Annotated in this window: 14 protein-coding genes; 4 read left to right on the forward strand and 10 right to left on the reverse strand. The window is 43.1% G+C overall.

The window, feature by feature from the left end; genetic code table 11:
• Positions 1-1,100: 1,100 nt before the first annotated feature.
• Positions 1,101-1,703 carry a nucleotidyltransferase family protein gene (locus tag A3EU_RS0118295; protein ID WP_020537647.1) on the reverse strand — a complete coding sequence of 201 codons (603 nt, stop codon included), beginning with the start codon at positions 1,701-1,703 and terminating at the stop codon, positions 1,101-1,103.
• Between the two features lie 68 nt (positions 1,704-1,771).
• Between A3EU_RS0118295 and A3EU_RS0118300 the strand changes: the two genes are divergently transcribed.
• Positions 1,772-2,755: a DUF2279 domain-containing protein gene (locus tag A3EU_RS0118300; protein WP_026211456.1), complete on the forward strand. Its 984-nt coding sequence runs from the start codon at positions 1,772-1,774 to the stop codon at positions 2,753-2,755.
• On the opposite strand, the gene A3EU_RS0118305 is transcribed toward A3EU_RS0118300, so the two are convergent.
• Both A3EU_RS0118305 and A3EU_RS0118310 read right to left on the reverse strand, forming a co-directional pair.
• Positions 2,752-3,708 carry a succinylglutamate desuccinylase/aspartoacylase family protein gene (locus tag A3EU_RS0118305; RefSeq protein ID WP_020537649.1) on the reverse strand — a complete coding sequence of 319 codons (957 nt, stop codon included), beginning with the start codon at positions 3,706-3,708 and terminating at the stop codon, positions 2,752-2,754. The genes A3EU_RS0118300 and A3EU_RS0118305 overlap by 4 nt on opposite strands.
• Positions 3,709-3,713: 5 nt before the next feature.
• Positions 3,714-4,607, reverse strand: a complete 894-nt coding sequence (locus A3EU_RS0118310; protein ID WP_020537650.1) for an ATP-grasp domain-containing protein — start codon at positions 4,605-4,607, stop codon at positions 3,714-3,716.
• An 84-nt stretch (positions 4,608-4,691) separates the two neighbouring features.
• Between A3EU_RS0118310 and A3EU_RS0118315 the strand changes: the two genes are divergently transcribed.
• Positions 4,692-6,020: an MFS transporter gene (locus A3EU_RS0118315; RefSeq protein WP_020537651.1), complete on the forward strand. Its 1,329-nt coding sequence runs from the start codon at positions 4,692-4,694 to the stop codon at positions 6,018-6,020.
• Between the two features lie 266 nt (positions 6,021-6,286).
• Here the strand turns inward: A3EU_RS0118315 and A3EU_RS0118320 are convergent, their stop codons facing one another.
• The 6 genes from A3EU_RS0118320 to A3EU_RS0118345 form a co-directional block, all read right to left on the reverse strand.
• Positions 6,287-7,729, reverse strand: a complete 1,443-nt coding sequence (locus A3EU_RS0118320) for a hypothetical protein (RefSeq protein ID WP_020537652.1) — start codon at positions 7,727-7,729, stop codon at positions 6,287-6,289.
• Positions 7,710-8,261, reverse strand: a complete 552-nt coding sequence (locus A3EU_RS0118325; protein WP_020537653.1) for an RNA polymerase sigma factor — start codon at positions 8,259-8,261, stop codon at positions 7,710-7,712. The genes A3EU_RS0118320 and A3EU_RS0118325 overlap by 20 nt, the downstream gene beginning before the upstream one ends.
• Positions 8,262-8,336: 75 nt before the next feature.
• The gene (locus A3EU_RS0118330; RefSeq protein WP_020537654.1) at positions 8,337-10,154 is read right to left on the reverse strand and encodes a carboxypeptidase-like regulatory domain-containing protein; all 1,818 of its coding nucleotides are present in this window, start codon (positions 10,152-10,154) and stop codon (positions 8,337-8,339) included.
• A 127-nt stretch (positions 10,155-10,281) separates the two neighbouring features.
• A complete protein-coding gene (locus tag A3EU_RS0118335; protein WP_020537655.1) occupies positions 10,282-11,307 on the reverse strand; it encodes an acyl-CoA reductase in 1,026 nt (341 codons plus the stop codon).
• Complete coding sequence (locus A3EU_RS0118340) at positions 11,300-11,839, reverse strand: DUF1415 family protein (protein WP_020537656.1); 540 nt, start codon at positions 11,837-11,839, stop codon at positions 11,300-11,302. The genes A3EU_RS0118335 and A3EU_RS0118340 overlap by 8 nt, the downstream gene beginning before the upstream one ends.
• Positions 11,836-12,885, reverse strand: coding sequence for an RluA family pseudouridine synthase (locus A3EU_RS0118345; RefSeq protein WP_020537657.1), 1,050 nt, complete (start codon positions 12,883-12,885; stop codon positions 11,836-11,838). The genes A3EU_RS0118340 and A3EU_RS0118345 overlap by 4 nt, the downstream gene beginning before the upstream one ends.
• Before the next feature lie 221 nt (positions 12,886-13,106).
• Here A3EU_RS0118345 and A3EU_RS0118350 point away from each other — a divergent pair, with 221 nt between their 5' ends.
• The gene (locus tag A3EU_RS0118350; protein WP_020537658.1) at positions 13,107-14,309 is read left to right on the forward strand and encodes a trans-sulfuration enzyme family protein; all 1,203 of its coding nucleotides are present in this window, start codon (positions 13,107-13,109) and stop codon (positions 14,307-14,309) included.
• Positions 14,310-14,477: 168 nt separating this feature from the next.
• On the forward strand, positions 14,478-15,674 hold the full coding sequence (locus A3EU_RS0118355; RefSeq protein ID WP_020537659.1) for a hypothetical protein: 1,197 nt from the start codon (positions 14,478-14,480) through the stop codon (positions 15,672-15,674).
• Positions 15,675-15,774: 100 nt separating this feature from the next.
• Here A3EU_RS0118355 and A3EU_RS0118360 read toward each other — a convergent pair whose 3' ends face one another.
• Positions 15,775-20,370, reverse strand: a complete 4,596-nt coding sequence (locus A3EU_RS0118360; RefSeq protein ID WP_020537660.1) for a hypothetical protein — start codon at positions 20,368-20,370, stop codon at positions 15,775-15,777.
• Between the last annotated feature and the right edge of the window lies 1 nt (position 20,371).

A 20,371-nucleotide genomic window follows, 5' to 3' on the forward strand; every position in this document is an offset into this window, starting at 1 on the left:
AAAAAAGAGCTTTGAGAGGCTATCTACATACCAAAAAATGAAACATCCATTGATGTTCCTAAAACTTCATGAGATTATAATTGATCTTGAAAGACAAATAAGTCATGGGGTTATAATTATTATTAGCAGGTCTTTTTCAACCTTTAGTAGTCATGATTATTTGTTTGGGCAATTCTCCTTCGAGAATTCAAGAAGCTTTTAACTTCCTCATCAACACCTTATCTCCTGTTGACAATACAAATATGCAGCAAGAATTAGCCTAGACGAAGTACATTTGAGTTTCCTACTGTAAACAAATATATTCAAACAAAAAACATAACTAAATAACAAACAGCTATTTAAGCTGACTAAAAAAACACAAATCTGGATAAACCAAACTATATTATTACCCTTTTAAAGGTGGTTAAACTAGCATATAATCACATTAAAAGCCACATACATCATAAAAAGACAGACACAAACCACTCATTAATCCCGTAAAAACGAAACTAATCAATTAGGTTTCCGTAAATCAACAGCAGAAGTACCAAAGAATAGAGCAAGAAAGGAATTAACCATTAAGAGCAGATCATTTTCACAAGAAGAATTCTGCTTATTTTATGCTTGAACAGGGGCATAAAAAAACCGGCTGGGATCACCAACCGGTTTAAAAAAGAGCTTTGAGAGGCTATCTACATACCAAAAAATGAAACATCCATTGATGTTCCTAAAACTTCATGAGATTATAATTGATCTTGAAAGACAAATAAGTCATGGGATTATAATTGTTATTAGCAGGTCTTTTTCAACCTTTAGTAGTCATGATTATTTGTTTGGGCAATTCTCCTTCGAGAATTCAAGAAGCTTTTAACTTCCTCATCAACACCTTATCTCCTGTTGACAATACAAATATGCAGCAAGAATTAGCCTAGACGAAGTACATTTGAGTTTCTTACTGTATTCCTAAAGAACACCAAAAAATCTATAAACAACTCATTGTCAATAACCAATCACCCATTTTACATCAAAAAAATGGAATAATAAACCTAATTTATCGCTCCTTTTTGCCGTTTTATTTCTTGTTTTTTCTTAAAAAAGTTTCCCCAAGCCTGTAATTGCATCTACTTTTCCCTAAACCTTTCCCAATCTTCTGGCCGATCAAGGTCAAATATGCCTTCCGGAAAATCAATAGCAACCAAATTGCCCTTTTCCTGCTTGATTATTTTTCGAGCACCTTCCCCTGGCGCAACTTTTTTCAATTCTTCAAACCATTGGCAGCTAAATAAGGCAGGTACTCCTAACTGTCCATTATCATACCTTGCCGCAAGTATTCCTACAGAATCGACTTCTAGCTTATCAAACGTTTCTAAAAAGAGGTGCAAAAGCGCTTCACTTAAGTAAGGTTGATCTACTACACAAAACAAAACACCGTCCATACTAGAGAAGGAGTTTAAGCCTGCCACCAAGGAGGTCCCCATCCCCTTTTGCCAAGCCGGGTTAACCACAATTTTTAGTGGCAAATCAGAAATAACCGCCTTGATAACTTCAGCACGCGCACCTAAAACTACCGTAACGGGCCTCTTTAGCCTTAGTAGTAACTTAGCTATGTGCCTGATGAGCGGTTCCTTTTCATGAACGAGCAATTGTTTTGGCATTCCCATTCTCTTCGCTTCCCCCGCCGCAAGCAAAATTATTCCCGTATCTTTTTTCCAAATTGTATTCATCCCGATAAGTTAGGTATTTGAATTAGGATTAATCGAGAAGAATGTGGCTTTGTTACTAACTTTACCACATGCAAAAAACGCTATATATCCTACTATTGCTATGGAGCGTCGTAATTACGCCAGCTTATACTCAAGATGCCTGGCAGTGGATGACGCCTGCCGACACACTCAATAAACAACGCTTTTGGGGAACTGTCGGTGCAGGTGCTGCCATCTATACTGGCGCAGCCTATGGCTTGTACCAAACCTGGTATAAAGATTATGAGCTGACCAAATTTAGGACTTTCGATGATGCCCGGGAATGGCAGCAAATGGATAAAGCAGGGCACTTTCTAACCACCTACTCGGAAGCTCGCTGGCTCTATGATGGCGCTCGCTGGACAGGGCTGGACAAAAGACGCTCACTCTGGCTGGCCGGTGGAATAAGTATGTTTTTGCAAGGCACACTGGAAGTCATGGATGGCTTTTCAGCCGAATGGGGCTTCTCCTGGTCAGACATTGGCTTCAACACCCTCGGCATGGGCTTATTTGTTGCTCAGGAAAGCATCTGGGATGATCAGCGAATAATTTTGAAAATTTCTACAAACAGGAAGCTCCCCTCCGCCACTCCCCTGCTAAGCACCAACGGAGAAGCAACCAGTAGCCTTAGAATGCGGCATATAGACCTTTATGGCTCCTCTATACCCGAACGTTTTTTAAAGGACTATAACACCATGACGATATGGGCCAGCGTAAGCCCCAAAGCTTTTGCACCACAAAGTCGCTGGCCAAAGTGGCTCAACATTGCGGTTGGTTATGGTTCTGAAAACCTCTACGGTGGCTTTAGCAACACCTGGACAGACGAGGACGATAACAGCTTCTCCTTATCGGAAACAGATTATCCCCGCTACCGGCAGCTTTATCTCTCCTTTGATATTGATATGAAAAAAATCCGTACGAACCGTCCACTTCTGAGGTCCGCCTTGAGCATTCTAAATGTTATAAAAATTCCAGCCCCGGCGTTAGAGTGGAACACTTTAGGCCAAGTCAAATTCCACCCGCTCCATTTTTAAGAGCTCAGCCCTTCTTCTCGATAAGCTAAATGAAACAGCGCATCGCCTTGGCTTACAACTGGCGTATTATTATGCCCAACAATATAGCCATCAGCGCGCGCGTGGATATACCGCGCAGGCTTAATCGCCTGTGGATCACTAATAAAACCCAGCGGCTCTCCTTTCTTTACCCAACTACCTGATGATTTCATCCACTGAAACAAACCTCCTCGCCCAGCTCTCAGCCAGCTAGATTTATTAAAGAACAGCCCTTCTTTTGGCGTGTATTCGCCAGCTATCATTTTATGGTACTGCAAAATTCGGCGTATCCCAGCCAAACCGTGCTGAATACTCAGACCATCGTACCGTTGATTCTCTCCGCCTTCAAACACCAGAATAGGAACCTGATGTTTATCCAATGCGACCCTCCGTAAGGATTTCCGAAGTGTTCCATAAGCTATTCGTAATGGTGCCCCAAAGACTTCCGCCAATTGACTGGCCTGTTCATTGCCTTTTGTATAACGAATTTGAGGATAGTTATAATTACTTCTACCTCCAGTATGAAAGTCTACCCCAAAATCAATCAATGGTAAAATATGCTTATGANTAGCAAAAGCTACGCGAGAGGCCAGTGATCCGGTTTTTGTTCCAGGAAAAGACCGATTAACATCTTTCCCATCGGGCACCTCTCTGGAAAAGTTAATAAACCCGTAGGTATTAAGGATAGGTATAGCTATAACATTTCCGGCCTTAAGGCTATTGAACATACCGCTTTCAATAGCTTGCCTGATAATCTCCATCCCATTGATCTCATCGCCATGAACGCCCGCCAAAAAAAGCACTGTAGGTCCAGGCTTTTTCGACCTGAAAACATGCGCCGAAACAATAATGGTATTCCCACTAGGAAGCTGCCCTACAGGTATTTTGATCAATTGCTTTTTCCCGGGAGCTACCGTCGTATCAAGGATTTTCATAAAATTTAATCTTTCCTGTTATTCGCTTTAACTTTCCTTTCCACCAACTTAATAATAGTACCTGCTACATCTTTGCCTGTTGTGCCTTCAATACCCTCTAAACCTGGACTGGCATTGACCTCCATCACCAAAGGTCCTTTTGACGATGGTAAAATATCCACACCTGCTACTTCAATGTTCAACACCTTGACAACCTCTTTTACCAAGGCTTCTTCTTCCGGCTTTAGCTGAATAGCCAAAGAGCTTGCTCCCCTGTGTAAATTGGAGCGAAATTCTCCCGGCTTCGCCTGCCTGCGCATACTCGCGATAATTTGCCCGTCAACCACCAACACTCGGGTATCAGCACCTCTTGCTTCTGCGATATACTCCTGCATCAAAAGCCGGTCTTCATCACGAAAAAAACTGGCTGTAATACGCTGTAAAGCCCAATAGTTGTGTGCAAGTTCCACCCCTTCTCCATGCGTACTTTCCAACATCTTCACGACCACAGGAAAGCCCCCTAGCTGTGCTACCGCATCGTGTAGATTTCCATAAGGGTTGATCATAATGGTCTTAGGAACAGGCACCTGGTTTTGCACCAAAGCCTGAAAACTTCTTAATTTATCCCTAGCTAACTGTAGTGCCTCCGGGCTTGTTGGACTAACAATACCCATCAATTCGAATTGGCTGATCACCGCCGCCCCTAAGCCCGTAACACTGGCCCCAATTCTGGGAATAATTGCATCCAGAAAATCAAGAGGCTTCGATTTATAAAAAATATTAGGCGCTTCAGCATCAATCATCAAACTGCACCGTGTATGGTCAATCACGTGCATAGTATGCCCTTTTCGCTTACCAGCTTTATAAAGGCTGCGAGTAGAATAAAGTTCCGTACTGCGAGAAAGGATTCCGATGTTCATAACGGCACGAAAGGTAAGTGTTTTTAATAAGCAAACCAATTCTCAAGATTCTTGTATCTTGACGATTCTAAACTACCAATCTCCATGGATATTCTGGATACGCCGAACGCACCTGTACTTAAGAATAATCGTCGTACCCTTAATGGATGGGCAATGTTCGACTGGGCCAACTCTGCTTTCGCCCTTGTTATTACGGTCGCTATTTTCCCTCCTTATTTCCTAAGCGTCACCAATGACATCATCCATATTGGCGCTTTAGAAGTTTCCAATAGTAGCTTATTTGCATTTGCAATTTCTGCCGCCTACATCCTAATCGCACTGGTATCCCCATGGCTATCAGGAATTGCAGATGCCGGAGGAAGAAAAATGTGGTTCCTGAAGTTCTTTACTACATTCGGAGCTATTGGCTGTTTGTCACTACTTTGGTTCAATGGAATGTCGACTTTATGGGTGGGTACTGTTGGCTTTATTATGGCCATGATCGGTTTTGCTGGCGGCTTGGTTTTTTACAATAGCTACCTTCCTGATATTGCTACCGAAGACATGTACGACCGTGTAAGTGCCCGAGGCTTCGCCTTTGGCTACGTTGGAAGCGTTTTATTATTGATCATAAACCTGGTTATGATCCTCAAACCAGAAGTTTTCGGACTTCCAGCAGAAGACACGCTTCCTGCAAGAATATCTTTCGTAATGGTTGGTTTATGGTGGATCGGGTTTTCCCAGATCTCCTTTCGCAGACTACCCAAAGACCAACGGCGTGGCAGTGACAAAATCAGCACCATGGCCAAGCAAGGCTATCAGGAGATAAAAAAAGTATGGAAAGATCTCAAGGGCCAACAAGAAGTCAAACGTTTCCTTTATAGCTTCTTTTGCTATAGCATGGGTGTTCAGACCATCTTGTACCTCGCTTCGGTTTTTGCAGAGAAAGAGCTTGCCTTCGCGGCAGAAGAATTAATTTACGTAGTCCTTATTCTCCAGGTTGTTGCCATTGGTGGGGCTTATCTTTTTGCGCTGATTTCTGAATATAGAGGTAACGTTTTCAGCCTGGCAAGTATGCTCATCATCTGGATTCTTATTTGTCTTTTTGCCTACTTCGTTGAAGGAAAAACAGAGTTTTACTATATCGCAGGTGCGGTGGGTTTAGTCATGGGCGGCATCCAATCGCTTTCCAGGTCTACCTATTCAAAACTTCTCCCTGAAGGCACAGAAGATACCACCTCCTATTTCAGCTTTTACGACGTGCTAGAAAAAGTAGCTATCGTATCTGGCACTTTTATTTTCGGCCTCGCAGAGCTTATTACCGGTAATATTCGTAACAGTGTTTTGGTGCTGGGTGTCTTTTTTCTTATTAGCCTGGTGCTCCTTCTTCGACTAAAAGTAGAGCGGCCTAAACGTAAAGCGGCGAAAGGGTAGTCGATCTAATAAGAGCTGAGTTTCTTTTGGGGCTATGCCTTCTCCCGACTGATGCAGTCGGGATAGGCACCGGGCTTTCCAGTCGCTACCGCTCCTTTCTATCCCTTATCCTTGGTCACTCCGTGCCCCGTGCTCCGGCCTATTGGCCTGCGCACCAATTTAAGCTACACTCATACGATCCCGTCAATCATTCTTGATCTACTCAAAAAGATGCCCAATGCGTATAAAACAATAGCTAATCTTAATATAAAATCATGCCCTGGCTCCTAAAATCGATACCGTAAACCCAATTGCCCGCCCAAAAGCTGATAGCGCTCCGTAAAAGGAGATTCCTCTGCGGAAAAGTCCTGCAAATTATAACGGACACTTCCTCCTGCAAGGATATCTAACTGCGAGGTAATAGGGTATGCCAATTGTAACCCTCCTTGCAGACTTACGCCCAAGCCTGTACGGTACCAATCAGTCGTAGACAAATCCTGGAATTCATTCTCCAGACTCTGGTTAAGGACAGTCCCCTCCCAACTGCGCTGAAGCCTTAGGCGCACACCGGCTTCTGCCAGTAAAGTCAAGCGTCCTAGTTCAAAATTGTAGCCTCCCAAAAGGGGCAATTCCCATTGACGAATACTATTATAGGTTTTCCTTTCCCTAGTTTGCGTTTCATAGTAAGCTACAGGCCCCAAAACAGAATCGACAGAATTTCCGGGTCCATAAATCAACATCGTCACTCCAGTTACCGTATCAACGGTTTGTGTGACTGCCGTACTTTCAAAGAGTGTATTCAGTTGCGTATAACCTAGCCCACCTCGCACTTGCCATCCATCTGGGCTACGGTATCCAAAGCTGACATCTGCACTTAGGCCTTCAAGCACTTCTTCTGAATTGACTCTTTTACTAACCCAGGAAACGCCTAATGAGTCTTTGTTCTCCAGTTGCCGCTGAACGCCAAGGTAGGCTACATCAACTTGTGCGAAAAACGGACTCGCCTTTCTATTCCGGCTTGGTAAATCTCCTAAAGTGATTATAGGCAACTCCTCTTCACCTTCAGTAAGGGATACTTCATAAGCAAGTGTACCTATATTTTGTACCGCTTTTGTGAATACGGGGTTGTTACTAACGGTAACTGAAGCGTCTTCTGTTACCGCCTCTGCTGTTCTATCTTCAGCATTATCTTCATCAATAGTATTCCCACTTGATGCTTCATTGGTAATATTTCCTAATACTCGTGTATCTTGTTCAGGCTTTTCATTTGCCACTACCAAGTTGGTATTAACAGCTTCTTCTGTTACCTGTATTTCGGTATCGCCAACAGTTGTATTCTTAGCTACTGATGTTAAAGAGCTTGTAGTGTTTTTAGTTGCTAGTACGCTCATGGGTACCTTGTCCGCTAACAACATATCATCTTGTGGCTCTAAACCACTAGCTGCCTGATTTGCAGTTTCTTGATAGGTTTCATCACTTGTATTACCTTCTTCATTTGCAACTGTAGCATTACTAACAACTTGCTGCGAATCAACTACTGTTTCGCTTCCATCATCAGACCATAGCCAAAGTCCTCCGGCGATAGCTACCGCTCCAAACAATGCTAGGAACCACAACCACGGCATACGCCTTTTAGGTGGCTTAACAGCTTCCCAAAGCGCCTCTGCATCTACATTAGACTCGTACCGTCCCAGGGTTTCCCCTATATGCTTATCCAACTCGTTTGACATAAGTCTCCTTTTCTTGTTGTAAAATCATGGCTTGTAATTTTTGCCGGGCACGCACCAATTGCGAGCGAGAAGTACCGGGAGCAATACCTAGTATTCCTGCGATCTCGTCATGAGCGTATCCTTCTACAACATATAAGTTAAAAACGTCCCGAAAACCCTCGGGTAATTTCTGTATCAAAGCGATCAACGCTTCTGCACCTAATTGCTGAACAATATTGGGTGACACCAAAGGATGAGTAATCTCTTCCAGTCCTGCTTGCTCTCTTTGATAAGAAGCCTTTTCTTTGGATTGCAAAGCGATGTTAATCACAATTCGTCGCAACCAAGCAACAAAAGACCCCGTTTCCTGATAGCGATCAATCGCTCGGAAGATGCGTATAAATGCCTCTTGCAGCACATCTTTCGCAGCATGATCATCCCTGCAGTAGCGCCGGGCTACTGTCATCATCATGGGCGAGTAGCGAAGTACCAGTGCTTTCTGGTACTTCGCTTTTCCTCGTTGACAACCGCGAATGATTTCGCTTTCAGTCATAAATTATCGGATGCGTTTTATATCCGGCAAGTAGTAAGAAATATTTTTTCTCACAACTTACTGTTATTCATCTAATTACTGCGGAATTCTCACCCTGAAAGTTCCACTCACAGGAGCATCAAGAACTTGTTGCTGTTGACTACCCCACCAGCCATTGGCAGTACCTGAATAGTTGCCCTCTAGAAACCCTCCAGGACCTTCATTATTGGTAATATTCACTGTAATGCTGCCACAAGGAGGGTAACAGTACAACAGACTGCTGTTGCCATTTGGGCTGTTAGAATAAATGCTATAGTTGTACCCTACATCTATACCCGTGTACGACCCAAGTCCAAGTTCATTAAGGTATAGCATAATAGTATGCTGATTGTTATCCTCATCAAAACCACGTCCACTAATAACACTATAGGTTTCGAAAATAATACTGTCTGGAGAAAGCTCAATCGTATCAATGGCTAAGGTAAGATCATAAAAATCAAGCAAAGTGCCATTCGCATCACTGCTCAAGTAGCTTTCCAGTTCTACACCACAAGCCGCAATTGTTCCGAGATCTAGGTCTTCCGTTAAAGTATAGCTGGCTGGTTCAGATGATTCTAAGTTATCAAAATCATAGACAACGATATTCAATTCCGTGCTAGAACAACCAGAATAAGTATAGGAGAAGTTTCCATTCTCATCAGCTACAGCAACCTGCGAGTACCACCAGATACTGTGATTGAGCATAACGATAGCGCCATCAACGGGGTCTCCACTACAGTCAACAACTTGGCCACTGATTGTAGCATCATCGGCAGACTCTAAAATAAAGCAACCCGTCACTTCTGTATCTTCAGAGAATGGCCCAGCAGTAAATACCTGGCTTCCTCCACAAGGGTTACTGAAGTAAAAATTCAAGGTTTCTCCTGTTGGTACTGGGCCATAATAGTGGCCAGCATCATCAGTCGTTCCCCAAATAATAGTTCCTTGACCTTCTACACCTACCGTAAAGGACTCAAAAGGTGCAATTGATCCATCTTCAAATTTCACACAGCCTGATATGTCAACAGTCTCTGTACCATAAGGGAAATCTACATTCCAGAAAGTAAAGTGACTTACTTCTCCATAGTAGAAATCACCTTCCATAATGGCTTTGCCATCTTCGATCCAAACACCATCGGTTTCGTCAAAATACCAGAGTGGGATTTCTACTGGTGCAATAGATCGGAGTTCTGCGGGCACGGGGTAGCTCAACATTGCTTCCTGTCCAGGAGCCATCTGCAGCTCATTGCCAGACTGGTCGTACAACTCTACGGCAAGCATCCCCATTGAAGTCATGGTTACTTCCTGGCCAGCTTCGTTTACACCAAATAATCCACCTGGCATAAAGTCGCCAAGGTTATCATCGGTTGGATCAAGCCACTGAGCGTATACCTTCACATCGCCAGTAACAACTTGGCCTTGTGGATTAACCACACTGTTTGCGGGAAGCTCAATACTAGCGCCTTCCACTTCAATTGTTCCACCCTGGTTTCCGGTAATCGTTGCTGCCAGGGTCTTAGGTAACAACTGAATACGATTTACATTCCGGGAACCATTCGCTGGATAAAAACGGTCAGAACCTAAAAAGTATCCTTCTTTAGTAACGGTAACATAAGTTCCCTTGGCGTTCATCTGAATATCACGAAACTGATAAAGTCCTGCATCATTGGTAACAGCAACCTCGCTACCTAAACGAACCATCGCATTCTCAATGCCTATACCATTAAGGTCAACAACTTGTCCTGCCAAGTTTGCGGTAACAATTATAGTAGGGGCCTCATAACCCGAACCTGTGGTTGTAGTAATATCATTGTCTTTTCGACAACTAAAAATAACTAGTGGCAGTGCCAGTAAAAGGAAAATCCAATTTTTCATTTTCTATTCTTTTGCTTTTCAAATGATGCATCGAAAAGCGGTGATAAGTTTTGTTTTGACAACGTTCTCACCCTTAGAATAGGACAAGTGCAACATCCGCTGCACGGGCACTGGATTTTTTTATTTTTTATTGCAAGCCAAGCAAAAATGCCATCGTATCCACACCATCTGCATAATCACTTAGCCCTGGCTGCTGGGCATCTCCTAACTTATATGGAGATAAACCAGCCAATGGAAATTGACTCACTACCAGTTGAATCTCATCTTCCCTCAACAATAGTGTTGTCGTAACTGCCTCTACACTCGAATAGTATTCATAATGCAATGTTGCTATCGGCGACTGAAGAGACGTATTCTCTGTCATTAACACACATCCGTTAGCCTCATAAGGCACCCTATTCAAAACGTATAGCGCGTAGTTGTAATCAAAGTTGTTCTTGTACTTCGTGTGATTGATCAATTGATGGCGGTATTCATGAAGCGCCTCTAAAAGTGGTTTAAAATCATACCCCTCTGGCAAATACAATTTCGACACATTGCGACAGCCCAACCCAAAGTAATCAAATATGTCATGCCCCAGCGCTAACAATTCCTCCTTGGACTCTTCTCCCGTCAATACAGCAACAGCATTACGGTTTTGACGAATGATATGTGGATATGCCGCAAAATATTCTTTAAAATACCGCGCAGAGTTATTACTACCTGTGGCGATGACAGCTTCAAAGCCTGCTAGCTTAGTTACAATTTTGAAATAATTAGCAGTACGCTCGTCAATGAGTTTTAAGGTTCGCAAAATCGCAGGGATTAAGTAAGGATCCTTATCAGACAACTTCAGGATTGCCTGATGGCCACTCATAAATACGGCCAGCAAATCATGAAAACCTACCAATGGTAAATTACCAGCCATGACTACCCCTACTTGTTTCGCAACCGTAGTTTCTGACAAATCGTAAGCCCCTAGCCATTCCGTCAACGCTCTAGGCTCGAGCATCTGTGTTGCTATAGCCTTTATGGCCTGCTGCTGATTAGCCTCCGTAAACCAACCATTGTGAATAGCCGAACGTTTAATACTTGCTTGTAAAAACTCGTCGTTCCCTTCTCGCAATAGTTCTCCTAAGCGTACTAGCGCATTAAATCTTTCTTCCTTAGTCATGATGTCCAATACGTAAATTCTCTAATACTTTTTTACTCAAGGTCCGCAGATAAGTGGCGTTGCGTTCTGGAATTTGATCTATTTCTGAAAATTGAGAAATGGCATCCTCCACACTCTCTTCTCTCAGAAGATGAATGAGCGGGTAAGGAGATCGGTTGGTATAGTTTGCCAAATCATCTTGATCACTCTCTCCAAAATAGAAATCTGGGTGAAACCCTACCAATTGAATCAAACCTTCCGTTTTACTCGCAACTAGGAGCTCTTGGGTCCATTCCCAATACGCCCAAAAATCGTCAAATTCAGGAAACAAATTCGGAAAAACCAGTAAAGTAGTTTCCAACCGAGCACGTTCAACAGTAACCAAATCACTCAATTCCTCCAGCAAAGCTTTTGTCAGTACTTCCTCATCGTTGGTTTCCACCACTCGGATTCGAATTCGATCTTGGGTGAATGGACGTTTTGCAAATGGGCATATATTATGCTCAATCACAAACTTGACTAACCACGATTGTACAACCTGATTTTCACTCAAGGCATGTTCTTTTTTCCAGCTTTACGCTGAGCTACATAATCTCGCCAAAGGTTCATTCCTGTTTGAAAATCTTCTGGCAGTTCCGAATCAAACAACATACGCTCCCCTGTTCGTGGGTGTTCAAATCCTATAGACTTTGCATGTAGTGCCTGACGAGGCATTGCCGTAAATATCTTTTCTACGTACTGCTTATACTTAGAGTAGACCGTCCCTTTTACGATTTTATCTCCGCCATAGTGGCGATCGCTAAACAAAGGGTGCCCCAGATGCTGCATATGTACTCTTATCTGATGCGTACGCCCGGTTTCAAGGTTACATTTTACCAGCGTAGTATAATACATCCGTTCGATAACCTCGTAGTGGGTGATGGCCAACTTGCCATCCTCTCCTTCTTCGTAGACCCGATTAACACGTGGATTACGGTCATCACGCCCCACATAATTTGAGATCGTTCCCTTATCCTGTTCCAAGTCTCCCCATACCAGGGCATAATAAGTTCGCTCAATGGTATGATCAAAGAACTGTTTTGCCAAATGGGTCATTGCCAAGTCACTTTTCGCCACGACCATCAGCCCCGAAGTATCTTTATCAATCCGGTGTACCAAACCAATTCGGTTATGGCCATTGCCTTCCAGTACCGGCAGCTCTTTCCCAAAATGGAAAGCTAAAGCATTCGCTAAAGTTCCTGTCCAGTTGCCTACTCCCGGATGAACGACCAGGCCTGGTGGTTTATGCAGGATCAGTAAATCTTCGTCTTCAAAGCGAATATCCAATGCAATATCTTCCGCGAGCAAGGGGGATTCAGCACCATAGTAACGAGGTAAAACCATTTTAATTAATTCCCCCGGCTTCACCTTGTGATTTGCTTTAATCTGTTTATCGTCAACCGTAATACTTCCAGCCTTAATAGCATCCTGGATTCTATTACGGGAAAATTGCGTACGGATCTGCAAAAATTTATCGATCCTCAGTGGCGATTGCTTTCCATCGACCTTGATTTCCGAAATTTCAAACAAGTCATCATTCTCTTTCTCTTCCTCCTGCATACTTATTGGCTATTCGTATTGCGCAAAAAATAAGTTGAGCCTTCTCTTAGGTTTTTCAAATAGCAGCCACGCTTAAAATGAACCGCTTAGCCATCTTTTTGAAAAACGAAGACTCAACTTACTTTTGTGCTGTTCTTTAACAACTGCAAAAGTAGTAATTTTGGCACTACGCCAGCAGTTTTCATTTACTACTGCATTCTGAATCTCAAGAAAAGTAACCTATGTCTAAGCAACCTCTTGGTCCTGCATCCATTAGCGCCCGTGATCCACAGTGGACAGCAGGTAATCCTCCTCATCAATTACCTATTTATGCAGCATCCTCTTTTACTTTTGAAAGTATAGAGCAGGGAATAGCCATTTTTGAAGGAAATACCCCCGGAAACATCTATTCCCGTTTTGGTAATCCAACAATTGATGCTGTAGCAGATAAAATCGCCCGCTTGGAAGGCCGTGGGTTACCCGGAGATACATACGGACTTTTGACCAGCTCAGGAATGGCAGCAATATCACTTATTGGACTAGGTTTGCTAAACCCAGGAGATGTGGTACTGACACAAGCTGACTTATACGGCGGTACGGTTGCTCTTTTTCGTGATGTTTTACAACCATTAGGCATCAAGATGATTATCCATGACCTTCGCGATGAAGAAGGGCTGACACGTATCCTGGAAGAAAATGATCAGATAAAAATGATCTATACTGAAACACCCTCCAATCCTACTTTACGTTGTGTAGATTTAGAGCGTCTCGCTGCTTTTGCCAAAGCATATGATTGCTTTACGGTAGTTGACAATACCTTTGCCACACCAATACTACAGCAACCTCTCGCTTACGGAATTGATTTTGTTTTGCATTCTACCACAAAGTACCTGAATGGTCATGCCACAGGCACTGCTGGTGTTCTGGTAAGCCAGCATAAAGACCTCATGCAGCAACAATTGTTAACCAAGCTACGCTTATTGGGTTGCACAGCAAGCCCCTGGGAAGCATGGTTGCTTCATAATGGTATGAAAACCCTCGCACTTCGGATGGAACGCCATTGCCAAAATGCACAGATGGTAGCAGAGATGCTCTTGGCTCAAGAGAATGTAGCCACTGTCCATTATCTCGGCCTCCCCGACCACCCTGATCACGAACTTGCTAAAACCCAAATGCAAGGGCCGGGTGGCATGATCAGCTTTGAACTAGCGGGCGGTTTAACCGCAGGAAAAGTCTTTCTCAATCGTCTGAAATTTTGCACCCTCACTCCTACGCTTGGAGATGTCGACACCTTGATTCTCCATCCCGCCACGATGTCACACCGCGCAATAGCCCCTGAGGTACGCCGTGCTCATGGTATAAGTGATGGCTTGATCCGAATCTCGGTAGGAATAGAAGACATAGCCGATATTCTGTATGATTTAGAACAAGCTATCAATAGTTAATTGTATTCACAACCTTTCCTTAACAATACTTAACAAGCTTTAACCAAGGCCAATTCTCCTTTAACCATTCCTTAGCGACAGGGATGAGAGGCCTCCCTTATCTTTATTATATGAAACGAAAAGGCCTGAAAGACACAGGCTAATTTGACGCCCATAAAATTTTGAGTTATGAAACGTATCACCCCAGCCTTCGTTTACTTGATCCTGGTTTTATTCACTTTCCAATCTTGTGTAAGTGCTGAAAAGCTCGTCGAGACCGGCAACTACGATCAAGCCATTGCTTTGGCACAAAGAAAACTTAGTGGCAAGCAGCGTAAAAATCCCAAGCTTGTTTTGGCAGCAGAAGAAGCTTTTGCAAAAATCACTGCCCGGGAAATGCGCGAACTGGAACGTCTTCAGCGTGCAAACAGAGAAGACAGCTGGGGGCGGATCAACGAATTGACTCGTAACATTCGCAAACGTCAGGAAGCGATTAGTTCTTTACTTCCTCTTACCGACAAAAACGGATATACTGCAACTTTCAATTTCGTGACGGTTGATGCCCTTGAGCAGGAAAGCCGCGACAAAGCTGCCGCTTACCACTACCGGCAGGCTAACGAACTCCTTCGTCAAGCCGAACAAGGCAACAAAGAAGCTGCTCGTTCTGCTTATCGCGAATTGGAAGAAACCCAACGTTATTTCCGTGCTTACCAAAACACGGTAGCACTGCAACAGAAAGCACACGAACTGGGCACCACTCATATCTTGGTACGTGTAGAAAACAATGCTCCTGTTGTTACTCCTGCTGCTTTTGAACAACGTCTTGCTCAGGTTAATACGGCTAACCTAAACAACTTCTGGCAGCAGTACCATATCAGAAATGATCGTCAGTTTGATTTTGACTACGAAGTCAAGCTACGCATTACCGATATCATTGTTAGCCCTGAAGTAATTCGCGAACGCGAATACGTAGATACCAAAAACATTACCGACGGGTACGAGTATGTTTTAGACAATAACGGCAATGTAGTCAAGGATTCTCTAGGTAACGATGTAAAAGTCCCCAAAGAGATCACCGTAAAAGCTTGGGTTATCGAAACCCTTCAGCAAAAAGAAGCTAATGTAGAGGGTGTGGTAGAAGTATATAACTTACGAACCAATCGCCTTATACGGTCACAGCCTTTAGCTGCTGCTGCCATCTTCGAAAACTATGCTTCTACTTTCCGTGGAGACAATCGGGCACTGAGCAAAGATACCCGGAGAAGAATTGGTAACCGCCCAATACCTTTTCCTAGCAACGAAGCCCTTATTTTGCAAGCCGCAGATCAATTGAAGCCCGCCCTGCTTGATCGAATCCTAGACTACAATTACCTGGTAGAAGTCTAGTAAACAGAAACATAAAAAATAAAAGGGTAGATGGATAAAATTGATTATCCATCTACCCTTTTTTCATGCCTAAGACCTTAGTCTTTTAGCTGAAATCAACTTACTGTACTGCCTGAATTCGGCGAAGAAATAAGTTGGCAGAACTTAATTCCACAGGCACAATCTCGAACGTTTCTCCATCGTCCATTTTCATAATTAAATCCTTAACTTTCATGCCTTCCAACTGCTGCATAAAGACCGTATTGTTAGAGGTTATGCTAAGAATTCCTTGCTTGAAGCCGAAGAAATAAAATAACCCACTGGGTGACTTCAGGTAAACATACAAACGATCGTCGGCATCGGAACTAGGCATTTTTAGCTCTACATAACATTCAACCTGTTTATTCAAAGGTTCTCCGTTAATTGAAATTACGCCATTGTTTTTTTCTGTAGAAACGAAAGACTGGTAATCCTGATGCCACTTCATTGGTAATCGGCTAAACAGAAAATCATAAGGATTCAATCTTTTGGGAACATTCAGCGCTCCTAACCCAAGACCAGCCAGCGCATCATCACGCTCCTTGCCAGCGGGAAATATCTCTCTTACCGTCTTTTGATAAAAAGAAATATCCGTTAAATAACCAATCGCCCTGGATTCAAAAGATGCAGATTCAAAATCATTCTGAACAATCTTCAACAGGTTTTCCGGTATTCTCATTTTCAAGCCCATCATCCACTCTGCTGTAAAAGCTATCTGTGATGGATCAAAAGCGACTGTTTCTTCTGGCTCTTCCGTTACGAGCGGGTCTTCTGCTAACATAATGCCACCAGTTTCTTCCTCTTCTGGTATTTCTTCAGGAGCTGGAGGCGGGAAAGCTGTCGATGCCCTTCCTGCTGCATCTACCTGCATATACCGCAGCTCAGACCCCAAGGTGAATTTACCTTCGGCCTCTACTGATCCGTCGACATTTTTAAACAGCATTTTGTTACCCACTATCTCATTTCCCAAGACAATTGCCGAATCACCTAAAATGAATTGATCTTTGTCCTCCAGATACTTAATCACCCCTGTCGACAAATCCAGTATCCGGCGATCCTTACGAAAGTAAAGTGGTGTAATAATCCTTGGGTAGACACGGCTGAATTCCTTAGAAAGAAACAATCCTGAAAACAAGGGATCATTCTCATAGGAACTAGGAACATCGTAATCAATAACGAGGTCATTTTTATCACCGGCAAAGCTTACCGTAAACCAGTATTTATTCGGAAGGTTTTCTGCATTAAACCGAGCATAACCATTAAAATTAAGGCTCTTCTCCTCTGCGTCCAGGCTAATTGTTCCTCGGAATTGTGTCTTGTGATCGATATAAAAAGTATCCGTAGGTTGAATTTCACCTGTCGCTCTTGTTACCGAACGTTTGTCTTTGTATGATCCTTTCCCAATAGGCTGCCCAATGATATTGTCCAGCTCAAATTCTTGCTCGTGTGGTCCAACATTGTATTCGTAAAAACCGCTGGCTTCATAAACCCTCCGACCTTTAATTTCGACAGTAGCACGATTAATTACATGGTATTTACTGGTCGTATCGGCAATAATTTGAGCATTTTCCAGCTTCGCCATTTCCGCATCAGCGGATATTTCAATGTACTGGCTATCTGGGTAAATAAAGGCATCGGAAGAAACTATGTATTCTACCCCTTCAATGGCCAAGAGGCTGCTTTTTAAATCATAAGTAGCTTCTTCTCCTCTGAATTGCAAAGAGTCCTGGTCAGGGTGAATTGATGTAAACAATGCAGGATTATCCTTATCTGATTCGAATGTGATCGTACTCCCCTTCATGTCCCAATCAAACTTGTTCATTGATGTGGTATACTGATTATAGGGCAAAGTGGTTATTACACTTTCATCATTGGCCTCAAAATGACCGATACCCTCATCATAATCCAGCAGTCCATTGACATTGCTGGTTTCCAGGCCCAGTCGATCATCAACTTCAAGGACATTGATTCTGATCTGCATCGTATCCGCAACAGCTGAATTTGCACCAAAAGAAAAGATTTTAGAGTTCGCTTCCCCTAAACTCCATCCCAGCTTTCCAGATCCTCTCAAACCAGAAGGCGTTAAAACCAAAGTACCTTCCAACTGATGGTCATTTTCCTGATACAGCTCAAATGGCGCATCAGCACTTTTCACAATCAAGCTATCACTATAAGGCCGCCATTCCAAGTTTACTGCCTCACCATGAACTTCTGGAACCGGTATCTCCCCCACTCTATCTTCTTCCAAATCAAAGGCATCGGCACTTGCTGTTGTTCGCTTTGGCATGAAGGTAAAATCCTCCGCATCTACTACTGCCTGTAAGTAATTGAGTCTCCCTTTTCCGAGTAGCCCATTATTATCCAGCTTCATTTCACCAGTAAAGGTTCCTTTATCATCATAGGCAGGATACCCCTCCGTCGGCGTTTCTGTAACAAACCCCAAGGATTGATCTTCTTGTAAGACCAAGGTTTCTTTAATCTCTGGAAACATGCCATTACTGAACAGTTCGCCTTTAAAGTGAACATCCTGTGGTCCGTAGCGATCCAGGTGATCGAAGCTAAAAGGGGCTATTTCAAAGTAAAAGGAGTCACGGGTATACACCCCATTTTGGGTATCGGAACGATCATAAAAAACATAGCTATTCCCTTTACTTTGCAAAGAAGGGAAAATAGGAATGTCCTTCCGGCCAGATTTGTTATTTGGAGCATCTACCAATAACACCCCGTTCAAATGTTCGATTCTCGAACCAATACTAAACGCTTCCGGCTTGTTGTTCTCATCCAGGTTTCCGGTAGGTACAAATAGGTCAAAATAGCGTACAGAGTCAAGGTTAATCTGATTGCTTTCGTATTGAAAATGGAAGTCTTTTCCTTCCATGACACTGTAACCAGCGAACAGTTTGCCATCGAAGTCAAAATTGCGATTGCCCTTCAAGAAAACCTGATTTCCAGAGGGTAACGTAGAGACTCTTTGCGGTTTACTAAAATCAATTCGCTTGACACCATTCAGTACGGTGTAACCATCCCCTAAGCCAATAGAGGCATTAATCGTGTCAGTCGTTGATACCAACTGGAGGTAATCATAATCTACATTACCCGCATCTGCGTTAACGTAATGGTAGATTTTCTCTTTCATTTCTATCTCATTCGTTTCCGGGTCGTAGGCGATGAACCCCTTACTTACCAGATCGTAAATAAGTGGACGGATGTTCTCGATAGTAAACTTAGAATTGATTCGATTCGCCAGTAGAGAAGCCGACATAAAGTTGGTTCCTTCTCTTTCTGCTGTCGCCTTCATGATAGCAAGAGGGTTGGCAGTAGCAATATTTTGAACTCGATTGTATTCCCGTGGGTCAAAATAATTAAGCGACTCAAAGATAACGTCTCCTTTGTTCACAAAACTGGCCGTGGGGCGACCAATAATAAGAGAATCTTCATTCAAGAATACCTTGATAAAGTCTGCATCAATATTCATCTGGTGCAGGCTGTGGTAGAACGGATATCGATCCGTACCTTTTTTACCACGCGTAAGCTCCATGCTAAGGTCATTCAGGTTCAAGCGAACATTGACCGATGGATGATAGAGGCTATCGGCACCTAAGTAAAGAATAGAATTAACCCCTGAACCAACAATACGATCTTGGTCTTTGATGGTTACCAGATTTCCTATGCCTTGAAAACGTGGTTGATTACGATCATTCAGTACCAACAGTTCTGCCGGGGCTTGCTTAGAACCTACTGCATATACCGTAGCCCCATGAAGACGGAAACCACCACGCAGTCTTACCCCCTCCCGCACATTGGGGATATTAATATAGCTCTCCGTTGATTCAAACCGTGGGTAAGAGGTACGGCTATCGTCAGAAACCAGCTTGTCGGTAAAAGTTCCCTTGATTTTTCTGGCATCAAAATACTGAGGATAAGTAAGATAGGCTACTTCTGCTTCATATATACTCCGAATAGTTTCTACTTCGTATCGTTCAAGGTCTACAAAAACGGTTGTGCCTAACTCCGTACGCTGCCAGGTTGTTTTACCACCACTTCCTTTCAGCTTATTTTCTAATGGGTAATAATCGAAATTGGTCTGGTTGATTACAATGGTATCGTTAGATCTCAAGCCAGTTAAGTCTGCATTCTCAACTTGCAAGATGGGCTCTTTGTCATAAGTCCAGTCGAATTTTTCAGTAAAGACAAACCAACTAACACTTGCTGGCGAATACTTAATGGCCTGCAACCCAAAGAAGTCGTTAGAAAACTTCAAAAAAGTGCCTACATTATTTACCGTAAAATTAGCATCATCATTGATCATTCTCTCTAAAACACGATGCCACGCAGTAAACTGCTCTGCGTAGACAGTATTTTGTTTGATCTTTGCTAAAGTTTCAAGATAGTACTGAAAATGAGGACTCGCTCCCAGTCTTTTCGAACGCATTAAAAGTCCTGTATTTGTTACCTGTGTTTGCTCTTCGGGTGTAAAAGCACCTGAACTGAAAATTTGGGCAAAATTTTCGTACGCTTCCTCTACGGGCTTAGGCTTCCCGTTCGTCATTAAATCTTCTAATTCCGCAAGGAAATCAGCTTGAACTTCCGCAGGAGAAAGCGAATCCTGAGCCATCTGTGCAGAAAGCAGGCCATGCCCTCCCAAGAAGAGCATCATCAACAGTAACTGTCGCAACATA

The sequence above is a fragment of the Lewinella cohaerens DSM 23179 genome, from assembly GCF_000379805.1.
Classification (GTDB): domain Bacteria; phylum Bacteroidota; class Bacteroidia; order Chitinophagales; family Saprospiraceae; genus Lewinella; species Lewinella cohaerens.

Excerpts from the sequence above, each read along its gene's own strand:
- A3EU_RS0118295 (WP_020537647.1), bottom strand. The coding sequence starts at position 1,703 with ATGAATACAATTTGGAAAAAAGATACGGGAATAATTTTGCTTGCGGCG.
- A3EU_RS0118360 (WP_020537660.1), bottom strand. The coding sequence starts at position 20,370 with ATGTTGCGACAGTTACTGTTGATGATGCTCTTCTTGGGAGGGCATGGC.
- A3EU_RS0118315 (WP_020537651.1), top strand. The coding sequence starts at position 4,692 with ATGGATATTCTGGATACGCCGAACGCACCTGTACTTAAGAATAATCGT.
- A3EU_RS0118310 (WP_020537650.1), bottom strand. The coding sequence starts at position 4,607 with ATGAACATCGGAATCCTTTCTCGCAGTACGGAACTTTATTCTACTCGC.
- A3EU_RS0118355 (WP_020537659.1), top strand. The coding sequence starts at position 14,478 with ATGAAACGTATCACCCCAGCCTTCGTTTACTTGATCCTGGTTTTATTC.
- A3EU_RS0118350 (WP_020537658.1), top strand. The coding sequence starts at position 13,107 with ATGTCTAAGCAACCTCTTGGTCCTGCATCCATTAGCGCCCGTGATCCA.
- A3EU_RS0118345 (WP_020537657.1), bottom strand. The coding sequence starts at position 12,885 with ATGCAGGAGGAAGAGAAAGAGAATGATGACTTGTTTGAAATTTCGGAA.
- A3EU_RS0118335 (WP_020537655.1), bottom strand. The coding sequence starts at position 11,307 with ATGACTAAGGAAGAAAGATTTAATGCGCTAGTACGCTTAGGAGAACTA.
- A3EU_RS0118320 (WP_020537652.1), bottom strand. The coding sequence starts at position 7,729 with ATGTCAAACGAGTTGGATAAGCATATAGGGGAAACCCTGGGACGGTAC.
- A3EU_RS0118325 (WP_020537653.1), bottom strand. The coding sequence starts at position 8,261 with ATGACTGAAAGCGAAATCATTCGCGGTTGTCAACGAGGAAAAGCGAAG.
- A3EU_RS0118330 (WP_020537654.1), bottom strand. The coding sequence starts at position 10,154 with ATGAAAAATTGGATTTTCCTTTTACTGGCACTGCCACTAGTTATTTTT.
- A3EU_RS0118300 (WP_026211456.1), top strand. The coding sequence starts at position 1,772 with ATGCAAAAAACGCTATATATCCTACTATTGCTATGGAGCGTCGTAATT.